This is a genomic window from Pedobacter puniceum (assembly GCF_009674685.1).
Lineage (GTDB): Bacteria > Bacteroidota > Bacteroidia > Sphingobacteriales > Sphingobacteriaceae > Pseudopedobacter > Pseudopedobacter puniceum.
Genome location: NZ_WKJI01000004.1, coordinates 147,610 through 168,338 on the forward strand (window position 1 = coordinate 147,610; position 20,729 = coordinate 168,338).

Annotated in this window: 14 protein-coding genes; 8 read left to right on the plus strand and 6 right to left on the minus strand. The window is 32.2% G+C overall.

The genetic code is table 11. The features are described 5' to 3' along the window. Positions 1-42: 42 nt before the first annotated feature. Both GJJ64_RS14235 and lpdA read right to left on the minus strand, forming a co-directional pair. Positions 43-897 carry an MBL fold metallo-hydrolase gene (locus GJJ64_RS14235; protein ID WP_154288439.1) on the minus strand — a complete coding sequence of 285 codons (855 nt, stop codon included), beginning with the start codon at positions 895-897 and terminating at the stop codon, positions 43-45. 100 nt (positions 898-997) lie between these two features. Beyond that, positions 998-2,386 carry a dihydrolipoyl dehydrogenase gene (lpdA, locus tag GJJ64_RS14240; protein WP_154288440.1) on the minus strand — a complete coding sequence of 463 codons (1,389 nt, stop codon included), beginning with the start codon at positions 2,384-2,386 and terminating at the stop codon, positions 998-1,000. A 211-nt stretch (positions 2,387-2,597) separates the two neighbouring features. On the opposite strand from lpdA, the gene GJJ64_RS14245 reads away from it, so the two are divergent. The 3 genes from GJJ64_RS14245 to GJJ64_RS14255 all read left to right on the plus strand — a co-directional run bounded on the left by GJJ64_RS14245 (position 2,598) and on the right by GJJ64_RS14255 (position 9,701). Then, positions 2,598-5,756, plus strand: a complete 3,159-nt coding sequence (locus tag GJJ64_RS14245; protein WP_154288441.1) for a TonB-dependent receptor — start codon at positions 2,598-2,600, stop codon at positions 5,754-5,756. 127 nt (positions 5,757-5,883) lie between these two features. Next, a complete protein-coding gene (locus GJJ64_RS14250) occupies positions 5,884-7,404 on the plus strand; it encodes a DUF4394 domain-containing protein (protein ID WP_154288442.1) in 1,521 nt (506 codons plus the stop codon). 128 nt (positions 7,405-7,532) lie between these two features. Next, on the plus strand, positions 7,533-9,701 hold the full coding sequence (locus GJJ64_RS14255; protein WP_154288443.1) for a S46 family peptidase: 2,169 nt from the start codon (positions 7,533-7,535) through the stop codon (positions 9,699-9,701). Between the two features lie 68 nt (positions 9,702-9,769). Here GJJ64_RS14255 and GJJ64_RS14260 read toward each other — a convergent pair whose 3' ends face one another. Then, positions 9,770-10,948, minus strand: coding sequence for an AIR synthase related protein (locus tag GJJ64_RS14260; RefSeq protein ID WP_154288444.1), 1,179 nt, complete (start codon positions 10,946-10,948; stop codon positions 9,770-9,772). Positions 10,949-11,152: 204 nt separating this feature from the next. Further along, the gene (locus GJJ64_RS14265) at positions 11,153-13,327 is read right to left on the minus strand and encodes a glutamine synthetase III family protein (RefSeq protein WP_154288445.1); all 2,175 of its coding nucleotides are present in this window, start codon (positions 13,325-13,327) and stop codon (positions 11,153-11,155) included. A 494-nt stretch (positions 13,328-13,821) separates the two neighbouring features. On the opposite strand from GJJ64_RS14265, the gene GJJ64_RS14270 reads away from it, so the two are divergent. The 4 genes from GJJ64_RS14270 to GJJ64_RS14285 all read left to right on the plus strand — a co-directional run bounded on the left by GJJ64_RS14270 (position 13,822) and on the right by GJJ64_RS14285 (position 18,299). Then, positions 13,822-15,129: an ammonium transporter gene (locus GJJ64_RS14270; RefSeq protein WP_154288446.1), complete on the plus strand. Its 1,308-nt coding sequence runs from the start codon at positions 13,822-13,824 to the stop codon at positions 15,127-15,129. 96 nt (positions 15,130-15,225) lie between these two features. Continuing rightward, the gene (locus GJJ64_RS14275; protein ID WP_154288447.1) at positions 15,226-16,263 is read left to right on the plus strand and encodes an outer membrane beta-barrel protein; all 1,038 of its coding nucleotides are present in this window, start codon (positions 15,226-15,228) and stop codon (positions 16,261-16,263) included. 122 nt (positions 16,264-16,385) lie between these two features. Continuing rightward, entirely contained in the window at positions 16,386-17,231 is an 846-nt protein-coding gene (locus tag GJJ64_RS14280; RefSeq protein WP_154288448.1) for an energy transducer TonB, read from the plus strand. Positions 17,232-17,324: 93 nt separating this feature from the next. Further along, entirely contained in the window at positions 17,325-18,299 is a 975-nt protein-coding gene (locus tag GJJ64_RS14285; RefSeq protein WP_154288449.1) for a hypothetical protein, read from the plus strand. Positions 18,300-18,319: 20 nt separating this feature from the next. Here the strand turns inward: GJJ64_RS14285 and GJJ64_RS14290 are convergent, their stop codons facing one another. Then, on the minus strand, positions 18,320-19,117 hold the full coding sequence (locus tag GJJ64_RS14290) for a hypothetical protein (RefSeq protein WP_154288450.1): 798 nt from the start codon (positions 19,115-19,117) through the stop codon (positions 18,320-18,322). Next, a complete protein-coding gene (locus tag GJJ64_RS14295) occupies positions 19,110-19,517 on the minus strand; it encodes a hypothetical protein (RefSeq protein WP_154288451.1) in 408 nt (135 codons plus the stop codon). The genes GJJ64_RS14290 and GJJ64_RS14295 overlap by 8 nt, the downstream gene beginning before the upstream one ends. A gap of 356 nt (positions 19,518-19,873) precedes the next feature. Between GJJ64_RS14295 and GJJ64_RS14300 the strand changes: the two genes are divergently transcribed. After that, a complete protein-coding gene (locus GJJ64_RS14300) occupies positions 19,874-20,728 on the plus strand; it encodes an FkbM family methyltransferase (RefSeq protein WP_154288452.1) in 855 nt (284 codons plus the stop codon). Position 20,729 lies beyond the last annotated feature (1 nt).

Below are 20,729 nucleotides of genomic sequence, written 5' to 3' on the forward strand. Positions count from 1 at the left end.
TTATTTAGCCAGTATATTTTTTTTTAAGTTACAGTAAAGAATTTAAACAATTTGTTGCTTATAATCTTTCAAATCGAAAGTTTTATGAAGTCTGATTCCCTTTTCTGTTATCTGTAACGTACAACATTCATGAAGTGGGTCATGTTCTAAAATTAGGATATAGTTGTTTTTTTCTGCTAACTCTAAAATCCTTTTTTTCTCTTCTAAAGTTTTTAAAGGAAACATATCATAAGACATAACATAGGGTTGGGGGATATGGCCAACGGAAGGAAGTAAATCTGCCATATACAAGAATGTTGTATCATCGATATGAATTTCAGGAAGCATCATCGCATCTGTATGACCAAAAGCAAAGCGTATTTTAATATTTTCTGAAAAAGCATAACCATCTTCTACTGGGATGAATTTTAGCTGCCCGCTTTCTTGTATTGGTAAAATATTTTCTTTTAAAAAGGATGCTTTTTCCCTAGCATTAGGTGAAACAGCCCATTCCCAATGTTGTTGATTGCTCCAGAAAGTTGCATTTTTAAATGCCGGAACAAGGCGGGTGCCTTCTTTTACTATAGAGCCACCACAATGGTCAAAATGTAAGTGTGTTAAAATAACATCAGTAATATCATCTTTACTGTAGCCAAGTTTAGCCAGTGAATTATCTAAAGTAGCATCGCCATGTAAATGATAATGACTTAGAAATTTTTCATCTTGCTTATCTCCAATACCGTTATCAACTAAAATGAGTTTATCACCGTCTTCAATTAGCAAACAACGCATAGCCCAAGTGCATAGGTTATTTTCATCTGCTGGGTTAGTTTTATTCCAAATAGCTTTAGGCACAACGCCAAACATAGCGCCGCCATCTAATTTAAAAAAACCGGTATCTATGGTATGGAGTTTCATATTAGTTTGTTAGGTATTAGTTGGTTAGTTTGTTAGAACTTGGAGGTAGCTTATTATAAATCACTAACCATCTAACAAACCAACCATCTAATAAACTATTTTACAAATGAATCACTTCTCCGTAAGCATCAGCAGCAGCTTCCATAATGGCTTCGCTCATGGTAGGGTGTGGGTGTACAGATTTTATGATTTCCATACCTGTAGTCTCTAGTTTTCTAGCTACTACAACCTCAGCAATCATTTCTGTAACATTGGTTCCTATCATGTGTGCACCAAGGAATTCGCCATATTTAGCGTCAAAAATAACTTTAACAAAGCCATCTTTAGCACCTGCGGCACTTGCTTTTCCTGAGGCAGAGAATGGGAATTTACCTACTTTAATTTCGTAACCTGCTTCTTTTGCTTTTTTCTCAGTATAACCAACCGAGGCAATTTCAGGTGAGCAATAAGTACATCCAGGGATATTGTTATAATCTAGAGGCTCTGGGTGGTGACCAGCGATTTTCTCAACACAAATAATTCCCTCTGCGGAAGCAACGTGAGCAAGGGCTTGGCCCATTACAATATCACCAATGGCGTAAACACCATCTACATTGGTTTTATAGAATTTATCTACTAAAACCTTTCCTTTATCAGTTTTAACACCAACTTCTTCTAAACCAATTCCTTCTATATTGGTGGTAACACCAACAGCAGATAAAACAATCTCAGCTTCTATTTCTTTAACTCCGCTTTCTGTTTTGATAGAAACTTTACAAAGTTCTCCGCTGGTATTAACCGCTTCTACAGAAGATTTAGTCATAATCTCTATACCCACTTTTTTGAAAGAACGAGCTAGTTGTTTTGAGATTTCTTCATCCTCAACAGGGACAATGTTATCCATAAACTCAACAATTGTAACTTTTGTACCCATTGTTGCATAGAAATAGGCAAACTCAACACCAATAGCGCCAGACCCTACTACCACTAAACTTTTAGGTAGTTTTGGAAGTACCATAGCATCGCGGTAGCCAATAATTTTTTTACCGTCTTGTTTTAAGTTAGGTAGCTCTCTAGAACGGCCGCCTGTTGCTAAAATGGTATGTTTAGCGGTGTACTCTTTTACAGAACCGTCAGCAGCTTTAACCTCTACTTTACCGCCTTTTTTTATTTTTCCAAATCCCATGATGACATCGATTTTATTCTTCTTCATCAAGAATTGGATTCCTTTACTCATGCCATCGGCAACACCACGACTTCTTTTAACAACAGCTTCAAAATCAGCTTCGGCACCATTAACTTTAATACCGTAATCAGCAGCATGATTGATATATTCAAAAACTTGTGCACTTTTCAACAATGCTTTTGTTGGTATACAACCCCAGTTTAGGCAAATTCCACCTAAAGATTCTTTTTCTATAATAGCTGTTTTTAAGCCCAACTGCGCTGCTCTAATAGCTGCAACATAACCACCAGGACCGCTACCAATAACAATAAGATCGTAATTCATATCTATTTAAATTTGGCCTCGAATTTAAGAAAATAATCTAAAAAGGGGAGTGAAGTATTAACATAACAATGCTTTTAAATATCAACTAGATATAATAATTGTAAAATGTTAATAAATTCTTTGTGGATTTAACATTAATTTAATGTAATTCTTCATGCAAAGTGATTTCTTCAAGTTATCTTTGTTGCTAATTAACACTAACTTATAATTTATGAAGAAGTATTTACTAACACTAAATTACTTGTTTGTACTGATGCTAGCAGTCACTTCTGTGGCTTACGGGCAGATTACAACTAGTAGCATGACAGGGACAGTTAAAGACTCTAAAGGCGCTTTGCCAGGAGCTACTGTCAAAGTACTACATCAGCCTACAGGAACTGTTTATAGTACAGTTACAAACTCTGACGGACGTTACAGTATTAACAACATGAGAGTAGGTGGTCCTTACATTTTAGAGGCAACTTTCATAGGATTCAATCCTTCTAAATCAAGTAACATTTATTTAAAATTAGGAGAAACTGGGAATTATGATATCACTTTATCTGAGTCAGGTACTCAGTTAGCTGAAGTTCAAGTTCTAGCAAGAAGGGATAATGTTCTTAATAGTAAAAGAACAGGAGCTGCAACAAATATTGGTAAAGAGCAAATAGAAAATTTACCAACCTTAAGCAGATCTTTACAAGATTTTACCAGACTAACACCTCAAGCAAACGGGAACTCTTTTGGCGGAGCAAATAACAGATTCAACAATATTACTATCGATGGAGCTGTTAACAATGATGTTTTTGGTTTGTCAGGTAGTGGAACACCAGGAGGCCAAGCAAGTACTCAGCCTATTTCTCTAGATGCAATTCAAGAGATACAAGTTGTACTTGCACCGTACGATGTGACTTTAGGTAATTTTACAGGAGCCGGTGTGAACGCAGTTACTAGATCAGGAACGAATAACTTTGAAGGGTCAGCCTATTTTTTCGGTAGAAATGAAAATACCCAGGGTAAAAATGTTTTAACTAATGCAAAATCGACAGCCTATACAGATAATCAGATGGGTTTCAGAATTGGTGGGCCAATTATTAAGAATAAGTTATTCTTTTTTGCAAATGCTGAGATAGGTAGAAGACAAGCTCCATTAACTAATAATGCAGGTGATGCTGGTGCAGGGATTACAACTGCTATTGCTCAACAAATTGCTAACTATACTCTAGATACCTATGATTATAACGTAGGTTCTTTTGGGAGTCAGGATTTATCTAGAGAAAACACTAAGATTTTTGGAAAGGTTGATTGGAACATTGATACTAAAAATCAATTAACTGTTAGATATAATTATATCAATGCTTTTGATGATAACCTTACAAGATCTGCTACTTTTTTTAATTTCGGGAATAACGGATATAAGTTTACTAATAAACAACATGTAGGAGTAGCCGAATTAAGAACTAAAATTAATGATAGATTTTCAAATAACTTATTAATCGGTTATACTCGTATTAGAGATGCAAGAGATACTGAGGGAGATTTGTTTCCTTCCGTAACTATCAATAATATCGGTGGTGTATCTGGTGTAAGTGCGGAGTTTGGATCTCAAAGAAGTTCAGTAGCTAATGAGTTAGATCAGGATATCTTGGAGTTCACTAATAACTTAAAAATCAATTTAGGAAAGCATAATGTGACTGTTGGTACTCATAATGAATTCTTTTCATTTAGAAATTTATTTATTAATAATTTTAATGGTAGATGGACTTTTAATAATTTGAATGACTATTTAAACAACAGTACTCCAAGACAAGTTCAAGCTACAGTTTCTAGAATAACAGGTAATCCAAGACCTGCAGCTGAGTTTAAGGCAGCGCAGCTAGGCTTTTATGCTCAAGATGAATTTGAAGCAGCTAAAGGTTTGAAATTAACAGCAGGATTGAGAGTTGATATTCCTATTTTTGGTGATAAACCTTTAGCCAACCCTACGTTAGCCGCTTCTTTCCCGGGTTTTAGAACCGATAGAACACCAAGTAGTAGTCCTTTATTTGCACCACGTTTAGGTTTTAATTATGATGTGTTTGGAGATAGATCTGTTCAATTAAGAGGTGGAACAGGTATTTTTTCTGGTCGTGTGCCATTTGTTTGGATGTCTAATCAATACGGAAATAGCGGTATGTTATTTAGTACTGTGGATGTTCTTGGTACAGCAAATCCAGCTTTAAGATTTATAGCTGACCCTAATGATCAATCTTCTGCAGGTGCAGGTTCTAATAGAGCTGAAGTTAACTTAGTTTCAGAAAATTTTAAAGTACCACAAGTTTTCAGAACTAATTTTGCAGCAGATTTTAAATTACCTTTAGGCATAGTAGCAACGTTAGAAGGTATTTATTCTAAAACATTAAACAATGTTGTTTATAGCGATATAAATTTAGTGGCTAATACTGGAAATAGATTAAATCCAATTTTTTCTGGTAATGCCGATAACAGATTAACATATGGCGCTAAAGTTGATAATCCTAACTTTACGAATGTTATTTTATTAGATAATTCTAACAAAGGGTATACTTATAGCTTAACTGCTCAGTTACAGAAAAACTTTGATAATGGTTTATCAGCAATGATAGCTTACACCAATAGTGAAGCAAAATCTGTTAATGATGGTGGAAGTAGTACTGCTCTATCAAACTGGGAATTTGTACAAATTGTAAATAATCCTAATAACCCTGATTTAGCAACCTCAAATTTCCAAACTCGTCATAGGATAATTGGATCTTTAAATTATTATTTAGCTTACGGTAAACAAAAGAGTTTTGGAACAGGTGTGTCTTTATTTTACGCAGGTTTCTCTGGTCAAAGATTCACATATTTGTATAACGGTGATCTTAACGGTGACGGTCGTTTTTCAAATGATTTATTGTATGTTCCACGTTTTCAGTCAGAAATTAAATTATTACCTCTAAGTGCTTCTGGAGCTAATCCTGCTCTTACAGTAGATCAACAGTGGGCAGCTCTTAATGCATTCATTGAATCAGATCCTTATTTAAGAAAAATGCGAGGTAAATATACTGAAAGAAATGGGGCAGAAGCACCTTTTCAACATCAATTTGATCTTAGAATAACCCAAGATTTAGGAGGAGTTATCAAAGGTACTAAGAACAAAATACAACTTACTTTTGATGTGTTTAATGTAGGAAACCTAATTAATAAAGATTGGGGTAGACAATATTTTGTTACAAACCAAGCTTTACAGTTAATTAGTTATACATCTAATTCAAATCCTGCTAACGCTGGATTTACCTTTAGAGCGCCAGCAAATGGTAAAGGTTATCAAACTTCACCTTTCGGCTCTGCATGGTCTGGTCAATTTGGTGTCAGATATATATTTAATTAATCTTAAGTCAGTAATTCTTAAAGCCGCTTCAAAATATAATTGAAGCGGCTTTTTTATTTCTCAAAATCCAGGTATCATCTTCTCTCGTAAGTAGTTCTAAAAATTCATAACCTTAAAAAGAACTTATATGATCAAAACATTTAGACACACGAGATTAAAGGTACAGCTACTTTTTCTCTTATTACTTGACGTTGGAATTACAGCCTGTAAAAAGGATAGTAATAATATTAACAAACCAGATATTGTTTTTTATGCTTTAGGCAGTAACAATCAGTTAATGCAATATAATGCAAATAACACACAGATGCCTATGGGGGCTACACTTAATATTACTGGTTTGCAAACTTCTGAAACTATTTTAGCTATAGATTTTAGACCAGCAACAGGTCAACTATATGGTTTAGGTAGTTCGAGTAGAATATATGCTATCAATCTTAATACAGGAGCAGCAACAGCAATTGGCTCTGGAGCTTTTACACCAGCTATTTCTGGTAATATATTGGGTTTTGATTTTAATCCAACTGTAGATAGAATCAGATTAGTTACTTCAACAGGACAAAACCTACGCTTACATCCAGAAACTGGTGCTGTTGCCGCAGTAGATGGTAATATCAATGGAATAAATGGTGTAGCTATTTCATCATCAGCTTATACGAATAATAAAGCGGGAGCAAGCAGTACAACTTTATTTAATATAGATGTTGTAGCGCAAAAATTGTATAAGCAAGATCCTCCAAACGATGGTAAACTGGTAGAAATTGGTTCTTTAGGTATATCAGCATCTACAGGTAATTCAGGATTTGATATTTCTGCTGATGGTATTGCTTTAGCCACTATTGCTAATGGCTCTAACACAACCTTATATCAAATAGATGTTAATACTGGTGCAGCTACTAATTTAGGTAACTTGGCAAGTAACGCCATAGGCATTGCTATACCAACAGAGCCAGTTGCTTATGCAGTAGATGATACTAATAATCTATTAATATTTAATCCAAAAAATCCATCAGTTATTACAAAAGCAATCACAGGATTGGGTAATGGGGAAAATATCGTAGGTATAGATTTTCGTCCAGTTAACGGACAATTATATGCTTTAAGTAGTGGAAGTAGGCTGTATACCATTAACTTAGCTAGCGGAGCAGCAACTGCAATTGGGCTACCACCGCTCTTAGGTTATTTATCTGGAACTTCTTTTGGGTTTGATTTTAACCCAACAGTAGATAGAATAAGAGTAGTAAGCAATACCGGACAAAATTTAAGACTTAATCCTAATGATGGAGCCTTAGCAGCAACAGATGGGATGCTTAACCCTGGTACACCAACGGTAACTGCTGCTGCTTATACTAATAACTTTGCTGGTGCTACTACTACCGTATTATTTGATATAGATGTAAATAGCGATAGATTATTTACACAAATCCCTCCAAATGATGGAACCTTAGTTGGGGTTGGCACAGGTCTAGGTGTTAATGTTGATGCAGCAAATGGTTTTGATATTGGCGGAACAACAGGAATAGCCTATGCTATACTAACTTCTAGTAATGTTTCTAAAATTTATCAGATAAATTTAACAACAGGTATTGCTACAGCAGTTGCAGATTTTCCAAAACAAGTAAGAGGTTTTGCTTTAGGTCTAGGATTCTAGCTTTTATTTTAATTTAATGGTTGGCCATCAGGATATTATTCTGATGGCTTTTTTATTTTGTAACAATTGCATGAAAAAAAACACAATCTTGTTTTTAACGTTAATTTTGAATTGATAACACTAGAAAAATGAAAAAAATTAGATTTTTTGCAATTCTGTCACTTTCGTTTTTATTACTTGTAGGTAATATAGCTAAAGCTGATGAGGGGATGTGGATCCCGATGCTGATTGGTAAAAACTACGATCAGATGAAAAAACAAGGTTTTAAATTAACTCCTGAAGACCTTTATAGTATTAATAAAGCAAGTTTAAAAGATGCAATTGTTTCTTTCGGTGGATTTTGTACCGGAGAAATTGTATCAAAAAACGGATTAATTTTTACAAATCACCATTGCGGTTATGATGCTATTGCTTCAAAATCTACACCACAAGATAATATTCTAGATAATGGTTTTTACGCAAAGAATTTTGGCGAAGAAAAACCAATTCCAGGTCTTTTTGTGAATTTTTTGGTAAAAATGGAAGATGTTACCCAAAAGGTAATGGATGCTACTCAAGGTCTTTCTGATAAAGAAAAGGCTGCTAAAATTTTAGAAGTAGGAAAAAGTTTAGCGGCAGAAGCTACAAAAGGAACTAATTATGAGGCTTTTGTAAGAGATTTCTATAAAGGCAATCAGTATTTTCTTTACATTTTTGAGAAATTTAATGATATCAGATTGGTTGGTACTCCGCCACAATCTATTGGTAAGTTTGGTGGTGATACTGATAACTGGGAATGGCCACGCCATACCGGAGATTTCTCTGTTTTTAGAGTTTATGCTAATAAAGACAATAAGCCAGCGGCATATGCTGCAGATAACAAACCATACGTTCCTAAGAAATACCTGCCAGTATCTATAAAAGGTATAGAAAATGGTGATTTTGCTATGGTTTATGGTTTTCCAGGAAGAACAGATAGATTTTTAACTTCTCATGGTGTTAAGTTAGCAACCGAGTATGTGTCGCCAGAAATTGTTAAACTAAGAGATATCCGTTTAAAGGCTTGGAAAGAAGAAATGGATAAGGATGTAGCTTTCAGACTGAAAATTTCTTCTAAATATGCTAGCATTGCTAATTATTGGAAATACTTTATTGGACAAACTGAGCAATTAAAAAGACTAAAGATTTACGACAAGAAGCAAGAAGAGGAAGCTAATTTTACTACTTGGGCAGCAAATACACCAGAATATGCTTCTTTAATGCAAAAATATAGCGATATCTATAAAGCTTATGAAGCTTACGCTATACATAGAACTTTTATCAATGAAGGTTTTATGGCTTCAGAATGGGTTAAAATAGGGATGCAGCTAGGTCCAATTATTAACGCTTTAGAAAAAGCAAAAGATAATCCAGAAGCTTTAAAAAATATTAAGGCTAGGGTAGATGAAACAGTGGCCGCTTATGAAGCAGTTTATAACGAATCTGCAGATAAGAAGATATTTGCACAAATTCTAAATGCTTTTTATACAGATGTTCCTAAAAATCAACATCCACAATTTATCACGTTAATTGTAGAAAAATATTGGGATGGCTCACCAGAGGCTACATTTAAAAAGTTTACCAATGAAGTTTGGGAGAAATCTTTAATAGTAAAACCAGAAGCTTTAAGGGCCTTCTTAAATAATCCCGACTTAAAAGTTTTAGATAAAGATCCAGGATATCAATACGCTAAAAATCTAGTTCCAGCAGAGTATGTGAAATCTAATTTTGGAAGCATCATTACAAATTTTGAAGAAAGTAAGGCTAAATTAGACCATTTATATCTTCAAGCTTTGCTAAAGAAAAATAGCGGAAAACTAATGTTTCCAGATGCAAACTCAACCATGAGAATTACTTATGGAAATGTTCAAAATTACTCTCCAAAAGATGGTATTTTATATCAAACCACAACTTCTATTGATGGTATGATGCAAAAGTATGTACCAGGTGATGATGAGTTTGATTTACCTCAGAATTTAATAGAAGCTTACAACGCAAAGAACTTTGGACGATACGGAAAGAACGGAACTTTAACAGTTGGTTTTATTAGTAATAACGATATTACAGGGGGTAATTCTGGCTCTCCAGTAATCAATGGAAAAGGAGAACTTATCGGTTTAGCGTTTGATGGTAACTGGGAAGCTATGAGTGGCGATATTGCTTTTGATAAGAATTATAAACGTACTATAAACGTCGATGTTAGATTTGTTTTATGGTGTATTGATGTACTTGGAGGGGCAAAAAACATCATCGATGAATTAGATATTAGAACTAAATAATAGAGCGCTCAGGTGATAAAAAAGGGCTTTTGAAATCTCAAAAGCCCTTTTTTATTTTTAAAATCTATTTAGTTGTAGATAAATGTACCGTACTCACTTTTAACTGTTACTTGCTTCTTTTCGGCAGCTTCTACTCTTCCAATAATTTGTGCTTTAACACCAAAAGATGCTGATATTTCTATGATATCTTGAGCGATATTTTCATCTACATAAAGTTCCATACGATGTCCCATATTAAAAACTTTATACATTTCTTTCCAGTCTGTACCAGATTGTTCTTGAATTAATTCAAACAATATAGGGGTAGGGAACAAATTATCTTTTACAATATGTAGATTCTCTATAAAATGAAGAACCTTCGTTTGTGCTCCTCCACTACAATGTACCATGCCGTTTATTTGATATCTATATTTATCTAATATTTGTTTGATGATAGGCGCATAAGTTCTGGTTGGAGATAAAACCAATTTTCCAGCTGTTAAAACGGTAGTATCATTAACTTTAATTTCATCGGTTAATTTCTTACTACCCGAGAATAATAAATCATAAGGAACTGCTGGGTCATAACTTTCTGGATATTTTTCAGCAATATATTTATGGAAAACATCATGTCTTGCGGATGTTAATCCATTAGAGCCCATTCCTCCGTTATAAAAGCTTTCGTAATTGGCTTGCCCGTCTGAAGCTAAACCAACTATTACATTTCCTGCTTTTATAGTATGGTTAGAAATAACATCAGAACGTTTCATTCTACAAGTAACGGTTGAATCTACAATGATGGTTCTAACAATATCACCAACATCAGCTGTTTCTCCACCAGTTGAGTAAATATTTACACCCATAGAGCGTAAATCAGCTAAGATTTCCTCGGTACCATTGATAATTTCGGCGATAACTTCACCTGGGATTAAATTTTTATTTCTTCCTATGGTTGATGATAATAGAATTTTATCAGTTGCGCCAACGCAAAGTAAATCATCTAAGTTCATGATGATAGCATCTTGTGCTATACCTTTCCAAACAGATAAATCTCCGGTTTCTTTCCAATAAATGTAAGCTAGAGAAGATTTTGTTCCGGCACCATCAGCATGCATAATATTGCAATAAGCATCGTCGTCACCTAAAATATCAGGAATGATTTTACAAAAAGCTTGTGGGAAAATTCCTTTGTCTATATTTTTTATTGCGTTATGTACGTCTTCTTTACCGGCAGAAACGCCTCTTTGATTATATCTATTATCACTCATGGTCTGCAAAGATAATAAAGTAGAAAGTAGAAAGTAGAAAGTAAGAAGTAAAAAGAATGACTTTGTAGATAATTTATATTATGTATTATCTCTAAGTGATGTATCTTAGTTTAAAGTCGGCTATAAGTCAACAAAAAAAGCGTATCTAACATGTAGATACGCTTTTCTATTTTTGCTTTTGGCTTACAGCCTTTTGCTTTTAGCTTATTTGATAAATAATAGCTCTCTGAATTTTGGTAGAGGCCATAAGGTATCATCAACTAATAATTCCAATTTATCAACATGATATCTGATTGGTTCGAAGTAAGATTTAACTTTTTCATCGTATGCAATCGCTTTATCACGGCTATCTTCAAGAACGTTAGCTTTTTTACGCTCTTCAACCATTTGCTCAACATTAGATTTAATAAAGTTGATATGTTTTGATAAACGTTCGATAATTTCTAATTGAGAAGCATAAGTGTCTTTAGCTAAACCTAAATCTTTTAAGCCTTTTACGTTATTAATCAATTCTGTTTGATATTTAACAGCAGCAGGAAGAATTACGTTAGTTACTAATTCGCCAATTACACGAGCTTCAATTTGAAGTTTTTTGTAGTAAGCCTCTAATAAGATTTCATGTCTTGCATGAGCTTCTCTTTTTGTAAATACGCCAGTTTCTTCAAAAATTTTCTCTGTTTTTTCAGAAACTAATGCATCTAAAGCTTTAGGCGTAGTTTTGATGTTTTGTAAACCACGTTTTTCTGCTTCAGCAGCCCATTCATCGCTATATCCATTACCTTCAAAACGGATATTTTTAGATTCTTTAATATATTTTTTAAGGATAGTTAAGATAGCAACATCTTTTTTATCTCCTTTTTTGATTAATTTATCAACTTCTGCTTTAAACTTGATTAATTGGTCTGCAACAATCATGTTTAATACAGTCATTGGGCTAGAAGAGTTAGCAGAAGAACCTACAGCTCTAAGCTCAAATTTATTTCCTGTGAAGGCGAAAGGAGAAGTACGGTTACGGTCTGTATTATCCAAAAGAATCTGAGGGATTTTTGGAATACTATGCCACATGGCAGAATCTTCTTTTGCTTTTTTAGAAATTCTTGAAGTTTCGATTTCATCAAGAACATCATTTAACTGCTCACCTAAGAAAATAGATATAATTGCTGGAGGAGCCTCGTTAGCACCTAAACGGTGATCATTACTTACAGAAGCGATTGATGCTCTTAATAAATCTGCATGCTCGTATACAGCTTTGATGGTGTTAACAAAGAATGTTAAGAACATCAAGTTGTTTTTAGGAGTTTTACCTGGTGCAAGTAAGTTTTTACCAGTATTAGTTATTAAAGACCAGTTATTGTGTTTACCAGATCCGTTAATACCAGCGTATGGTTTTTCGTGTAATAAAACTTTAAAGTTATGTCTTTTAGCTACTTTTTCCATTAAATCCATTAATAACTGGTTATGGTCAATAGCTAAGTTTATTTCTTCATAAATAGGAGCACATTCAAATTGAGATGGAGCAACCTCATTATGACGAGTTTTCAAAGGAATACCTAACTGTAAAGCTTCAGTTTCGAAGTCTTGCATATAAGCTAGAACTCTTTCAGGAATAGAACCAAAATAATGGTCTTCTAATTGTTGTCCTTTAGCTGATGCATGTCCAAATAAAGCTCTTCCGGTTAAGAATAAATCTGGTCTTGCATTAAATAATGCTAAATCAACTAAGAAATACTCTTGCTCTATACCTAAAGAAGCATTTACTTTTTCTATGCTTTTATCAAAATAGTGGCAAACTTCTGTAGCTGCTTTATCCATTACAGATAATGCTTTTAATAAAGGAGCTTTATAATCTAAAGCCTCACCTGTGTAAGAAACAAATACAGTTGGAATACATAATGTTTTACCAAAAATAAATGCTGGAGAAGATGGATCCCAAGCTGTGTAACCACGAGCTTCGAAAGTACTACGGATACCACCATTAGGAAAACTTGAAGCATCTGGCTCTTGTTGTACTAATGCATCACCAGCAAATCTTTCAATTGCTTGGCCATCTGAAGTTGGCTCAAAGAAAGAATCATGCTTTTCTGCTGTAGTTCCTGTTAAAGGTTGGAACCAGTGAGTGTAATGAGTTACACCTTTACTCATAGCCCAAGCTTTCATAGCTGAAGAAATTTGTTCTGCAATCTCTCTACTTATAGGAGAACCACTTTCTATAGAAGCAAGTACTGCCTTAAAAGTTTCTTTAGGTAGATAATCTTGCATTTTCTTCTTATCGAAAACATTTGAACCATAAAAATCAGAGATTTTAAATGATGGTTGTTTTACCTCAGGAATAGTTCTGGTTAAAACAGTTTGTAAAGCTTGAAACCTGATTGTTGACATTGCTTAGGTTATTTTAATGAATAAATTATGTTTTTGATTAAATTTTGGCTAAAAGTACGGGCTTTTTCTTAAATCTCAATAAAAATTTAAAAAAATATGTCAAAAAATTATAGTTTTTTTTGAAAATACCGTTTTTGTCTATAAAAAAAATCTTCTGTTGCTTGTTTTCTGGTCTTCATTTAAGGTTTTTGTGTGCTTTTTTCTAAAAAGTTGTGAAAAAATATGATGTTTATTTTCTGTTTACTTTAAAGAAAATATAAAATTTATGTTTTTTATTTAAAAAAAACTCAAAATTGTCTAAAATTATAAGTGATTATTTAAAATTATACTAAAAAATTAGAAAAAAAATCAAATATTTTGTATTAAATTATAAAATATACAATTTAGCAGTGTTAAAAATGAAAGAATTTAAACTAAACTTTTAGATAATTAAAGATTTTAAAATTTAAAACGAATTACTTATTTAATTAAAAATAAACCTTAAACTAAAAACAATGAAAAAAACAGTTCCATTTCTCGCTCTTCTTTTAGTAGCAATTTTGTGTTTTATATTTCCTAACGGTAATGTCCTGGAAGTTAAAGACACTCAAATAGATACTGGAGACACCGCTTGGTTACTTGTATCTACTGCGTTAGTATTATTAATGACACCTGGTTTAGCATTTTTTTATGGCGGTATGGTTCGTAAGAAAAATGTGATTTCTACAATGTTACAAAGCTTTGTATGTATGGGATTAATTACCGTTTTATGGATGGTTTTTGGTTTCAGTTTAGCGTTTGGGGAAGATATTGGTGGTATCATAGGAGATCCTAGTACATTTTTCATGATGAAAGATACTTTAGGATTAGCTTCATGGTCATTAATGCCTACCGTTCCTTTGGTGTTATTTGCAATGTTCCAGTTAAAGTTTGCTGTTATAACGCCAGCATTAATTACCGGGGCTTTTGCAGAACGTATTAAATTCAATTCTTACTTAATCTTCCTTTGCTTGTTTATGGTGTTTATTTATACACCTTTAGCGCATGCTACTTGGCATCCAGAAGGTTTACTATTTGGATTAGGAGTTTTAGACTTTGCAGGAGGTACAGTGGTACATATGTCTGCTGGTTGGGCTGCACTTGCGGCAGCTTTATTCCTTAAAAAGAGAAATGAAATAGATCATACACCAGCTAGAATTAGCTACGTAATCTTAGGTACAGGTTTGCTTTGGTTCGGATGGTTTGGCTTCAATGCAGGTTCAGCGGGTGGTGCAGGTGTTTTAGCCGCAACAGCTTTAGCAACAACTACAACAGCTTCTGCCGCTGCTGCAATGGCATGGGTTTTCTTTGATATGATGAGAGGTAAGAAGCCTACTGCAGTTGGTGCTTGTATTGGTGCTGTGGTTGGTTTGGTAGCTATTACTCCGGCAGCTGGCTTTGTAACCATAACAAGTTCTTTAATTATAGGTTTTGTAGCAGCTATCGTAAGTAACCTAGTTGTTATCTGGAGAACACGTACTAATATAGACGATACGCTAGATGTATTTCCTTGCCATGGTGTAGGTGGTATGGTTGGTATGATTCTAACAGGTGTATTTGCTTCTCAAAATGTAAATGCGGCTAATACAACTGGAAACGGTTTATTCTACGGAGAAACTAAATTATTCTTATTGCACTTAGCAACTTTAGTAGGTGTATCCATATTCGCTTTCGTTGGCTCATACTTATTATTATTAATTACAAATCTAATCCTACCATTAAGGGTTTCAGAAGAAGAAGAAACTCATGGTTTGGATATTTCTCAACATAGCGAAGAACTATAATCTAAAAATATTGAAGTCGGGTTTTTATTCTCTCTTTATTTACCCGGCTTCTTTACTCTTTTTAAACAAACAACTTAAACTAAACAACAAACAAACATGAAAAAATTAACTCTTTTATCATTACTATTATCGGCTGGTTTATTTACTGCAAAAGCACAAGATAGTACTTCAACTCCTTTACAAATTTCTGGTTCGGTAGATGCTTATTATAAATATGATTTTGCAAAACAAGCAAATATAGGTACTAGCTTTGCTTCAGATCAAAATTCTGTTTCTTTAGGTATGGTTGATATCGCCTTAAAGAAAACCACTGGTAAAGCTTCTTTTGTTGGTGAAGTTTCTTTTGGTCCTAGAGGTCAATCTCAATCTATTTTACCTCAAGATGGAACTCCAGAATCATTTCACATTCAAAATTTATATGCTTCTTACGCTTTTTCTGATAAATTTAGCATGACAGCTGGTTTTATGGGAACTTTTGTGGGTTATGAAGTTATTTCTCCGGTAGGAAACTTTAATTACTCTACCTCTTATCTTTTTACTAACGGTCCTTTCCAAAATGCGGGTATCAAAGCTAATTACGCTATTTCAGATAAAGTTGGTGTAATGGTAGGTTTATTTAATGATAGTTGGAATACTTATATAGCTAATCCTTCTTTTGGTGTAAACACTTTCGGAGCTCAACTTTCTTTATCTCCTGTAGAAGGATGGAGTGCTTACTTAAACGTTTTATCTGGTTCACAAAGCGGAACTATTTTTGATTTCACAACCGCATATCAAATAACAGAGAAATTTAAGTTAGGATTAAACGCTGCAGACTGGTCTGGTATTAATGACGATGAAGGTTATACCGGTTTAGCCTTATACCCTTCTGTAGCTATAACAGATGGTTTCGCTTTGGGTTTAAGAGGTGAATATTTTAAGGCAAAACAAAATGCAACTGCCTTATTTGGCGCATCTGCAGATGAATCTACCACTGCATTAACTTTAACTGCAAATTTAAAACATGGTGGCTTAACATTTATACCTGAGTTTAGATTAGATAACGCTAGTAATGAGCAATTCTTGAAAAGCGATGGAATAACAGGAACAAAATCAGCCGCACAATTTTCTTTAGCTGTAGTTTACGCATTTTAATCAGATATATTTATTCAATTTCAAAGTCGTCTTCATGAAAATGAAGGCGACTTTTTTGTTAGATTTTCATTTGGATTTATTGATTAATTTTTTATATTTTTAGTAAAACAATTCTACTTCTTATGTTATACTCGAAATTTAATGTAAATAAGATTGAGTGGCTTAATCTTATTTTTGATGGCAGAAACCAAGTTTATGGAGCTTACGAGCTGAGAAAAAATTCTGGTAACTACCTAGCTAAGGCATTATTTATAGCTTCTTTTAGCTTTGGAATGCTCATTATTGGTCCATCTGCTTATTATTTCTATAAGCATAAAGCAGTAGATGCTCTGTTAGATGATATTCCTAAAGAAGATGATCAACAAGTACATAGATTTATAGATGTAGAACTCCCACCAAAACAATTAAATAAAGTCAAAGCAGGTTCTGAGTTAGCTGTAACCAAACAAACTACACAAAAAGAAATTAAATATACCGCCTTTAAACCTACCATAGATGAGTTGTTAACAAAAGAGGCTCCTACTATGGATGAATTAGAAACAGGCATTATAAGTTCAGTAGATAAAGCTGGTGAAGCTGGCGGACTTAATGCTACGCATCAGGAAGGGGCGAATGGTACTTTGGAAGCAGGTACTAGTGTAGATTCAGGAAATGAATACTTAATTTCTGCTGAAGAAATGCCAGAGTTTCCTGGAGGAATGACAGCTTGGGCTAAATATTTAAATAAAAACTTACAATACCCTGCTATAGCTAGAGAAAATGAAATTCAAGGTCGTGTAACCGTGTCTTTTGTGGTAGAAAAAAACGGCGAAATTACCAATATAAAAGTTTTAAGAGGTATAGGTGCTGGCTGTGATGAAGAAGCAATAAGAGTGATAAAAAAATCTCCATTATGGAAACCAGGGAAACAGAATGGTAAGACCGTAAGAGTTTCTTATGTTATTCCTATTGTTTTTAGGTTGGATTGATGATATTAACTTGATTTAAAAAAAAGGGACTCTTTAGTTCCTTTTTTTATGGAGTAATTGTAGTAAAATTTAAATTGCTATTATTGTATTACGATGTGGCAAGAAATTAACGACAAAAGTTGGCAAGAGGAAATTTCTTTGTTAAATCTATCTGTTTTCTTTCAAAGAGAGTATCTAACGACAATTGCTAACGTATACAATCTTAAAGTTAACTACTATAGATATATAAAAAAAGGGAATACTATTGCAGTCATTGCTTTTTTTTCAAATAGAAAAAAAATAATAACCCCTGAAGGATTTTCTTACACACCTTATTACATCATAGAAAATTTAAGTGAGCAAGTATTCTTCGAAATAAATAATTCACTAATTAATCTGTTTAAGAAAAATTACAATCGTATTTTCTTAAAGTTTGAGAGTAATATTTTTGATATTAGACCTTTTATATGGAATAGTTTTAGGATTCAAGTGAAATACACCCATATAAAGAATAATAATTTATCATCTCATCCTAGTGTCTTAAAAAATCTAAAGAAAGAAATAATTAAAACTTATTCTTTTAAAGTAGAAGAACCTAATGATAATTCCATTAATTTAAATCTTAAATTTTTACAAGAAATAGGTAGCTCAATTAAACATTGTAAAAAGTATAATGATTTATTGAAAGGATGGGGTGACTTAGGCTTTTTAAAAGCTTTTAATGTTTATAAAGAAGGATATTTAATTTGCTCAAATTTGGTATTGGTAGATTTAAAATCAAAAAAAGCATATACTATATTGCTAAATAAGGCTGGGGTTGCAGAAAGATATGCTCATACATATTTGTATCAGTCTATCGTAGATTGGTGTTTAAAAAATGATATTTATTATATTGATTTCTGTGGTGCAAATATGCAAAATATTTCTTTGTTTAAATCTTATTATAATACTCAATTGGAAATTTACTTTAAAGTATCATACCATTCATCCTTAAGTAAACTTAACGGTTTAGGAGGTAAGTTATTTATGATGTTATATAAAATAAAAAATACAATATCTGACATTATTAAAAATAATAGAGAGTCATGAAAGCGATTTCAAATGTGTTTTTAGCTAGATGAGTAATTTAAACTATTCTTTAAAGGCAGAAAAAACGTTACAATAATCGCATGATTAATAAAAGGTAAATCCAAGATTTGATAATTTATTAAATGGAAGGTTAAAAATAAAACTGCTAAATGTAAATCATATTTTTTAGTTAGAAATCCTATAAAAAATGTTAATTCTATTATTACAGCAGAAATAAATAGACTATAACTTAAATATATATTCTCAATCAGAAACGCCATGATTTGAGTTTTTATATGATTCGGATTATAAAAGATGAAGTCAGCAGCTGAAACTTTTATACTATCAGTTAATTGATTAATGTTGAATATCCCTTGGTTAATTATTTTTAGTACTCCAGCAAAGAAATATAACCAACAAAGAAAGTATCTTCCAAAATTGTATGTTATGAAAAATTTAATTTCACTCTTAAATATAAAGGGTAAACAAGGGAATAATAAACCTATTGCAAATGGTTGATAAGCTACAATTGAGAAATATAAGAATTGGTAAAACCATAATGACACTGAGAAAATTATGGGATAAATATTACTTTTTATGTTAACTAATGTTAAAATACAAGAGGTAAATAAAGAGATATCTAAAAGGTATTTAATCCATTGATAATTAAAGATATCTGTTAGATCGGAAATTATAAAAGTCCAATATAAGATATTTAAGTTTGGGTAAAGTAAAGGAGGATGTGTTTGTTGTGATAAAAGTGTTGAACTAAAATACTTGTATACTAAAATTACTAAATAAGAAATAAAAACTATTTGCTTAATATTTTTTTTATTCATATTTTTTATTCAAAATTAAAACCTCTTTTAATATTAAAGGCCTTTGTTCTTTTGTAAACATTAAAGTTGTTTCATAAATTTTTATTGATTCAATACTATGCTTATAATGACTTTGTAAATAATCTCTTAACCAATTGCCAAACACAGCTTCATCTAAGTTTTTATAATTAAAGAGCTTGTCATTTATCTTTAATAAATATTGGTTACTGATTTTTTTTTCAAATATTCCATGAAATTTATCTTTAAATGAGTTCTTCTTAAGATATGAATATCTAATAATATTTGCCCTTACAACATCTCCTTCTTCTTTTAGAAGTTGAAAAGTATTAAGCTCTTTTTCGTTTACAATTATTCGGTGAATAATTATTTCTGCTTCTTTAGGGATTGGATAAGAATACATGGAGTAGACATAAAAGGGAGGAACAGAATGTTTAAGAATTAGTGTACAAAATAAAATTGCTACAAAATAAAGGCACAAGAAGGTATAAAAGCTCCTCCAATTCTTTTTAGTATACTTTATATATTCTAATATGCTCATTCTAGTCTGTTGCTTCGTAAGATTAAATATATAAAAATGAGTAATGTTATTAGATTAGTTCCAGTATTTTTTTCATTTTTAAATGTTTTTTCAAGTTAAGTAGTTATAAATACTGCTTTTAAAAGTGTTTAATCTTCATTTTAAATGGTAGAAAAATCTATTTGCGAAAGGATGTCTGAAATTGTTTTAAATCTATAATTATTTAATTAATTTTCTTAATGTTTAAGTTTAAAAAAAAACTAATTCTTGGCGTTAAATTAGCTTTAAGCATTCCATTGTTTAATAGACTATTCATCTTAATAAGATATTTAAATACTAAGACTTCTTTTTTTAATAATGAATACCAATTATTTCATTTTAAAAACCTGGTTTATTTTAATTTAGATTTAAATGATTGGATTCAAAATCAGTTGTTTTTTTTAAATAAATATGAAGATTTCGAATTAAACTTTATTTCAGAAAACGTTAAAGATGGTGATGTTTTTGTAGATGTTGGGGCAAATTTTGGACTTTATAGTGTTTTTTGCTCCAAATTAGTTGGAGTTAAGGGTAAGGTGATTTCATTTGAGCCGTTCTCAAAGAATTTTAAAGTCTTAGCTGAAAATGTTAAACTAAATAATATTGAAAATATTCAATTAGAAAGATTAGCAGTAGCGGATAAAAATTCCATCATAAACCTTTTTTACGATAAGAATGAAAAAAACTTGGGAATGGTATCATCTTATTATTTCAAGAATGAAGAGCCTGAAAAAGTTTCTACAATATCTTTAGATATATATCTTTCAAATAATAAAATTGATTCATTAAAATATGTGAAAATAGATATAGAAGGCGGGGAATATTTAGCATTAATAGGAATGGTAAATACTCTTAAAAAGTTTAAACCGATTGTCCAGATTGAAATAAATGATGCTATATTGGTTAAAACCGATTATAATAGCTTTGATATTGAACGTTTTTTTAATGAAATAGGGTTTGAAATTTTTAATCCTGTACTTACTAATAGTAGAATATCACTTAATAAATATTCTAAAAATTGTTTTTTTAGAGCTAAGTTTTCTGAGTTTAATTAAA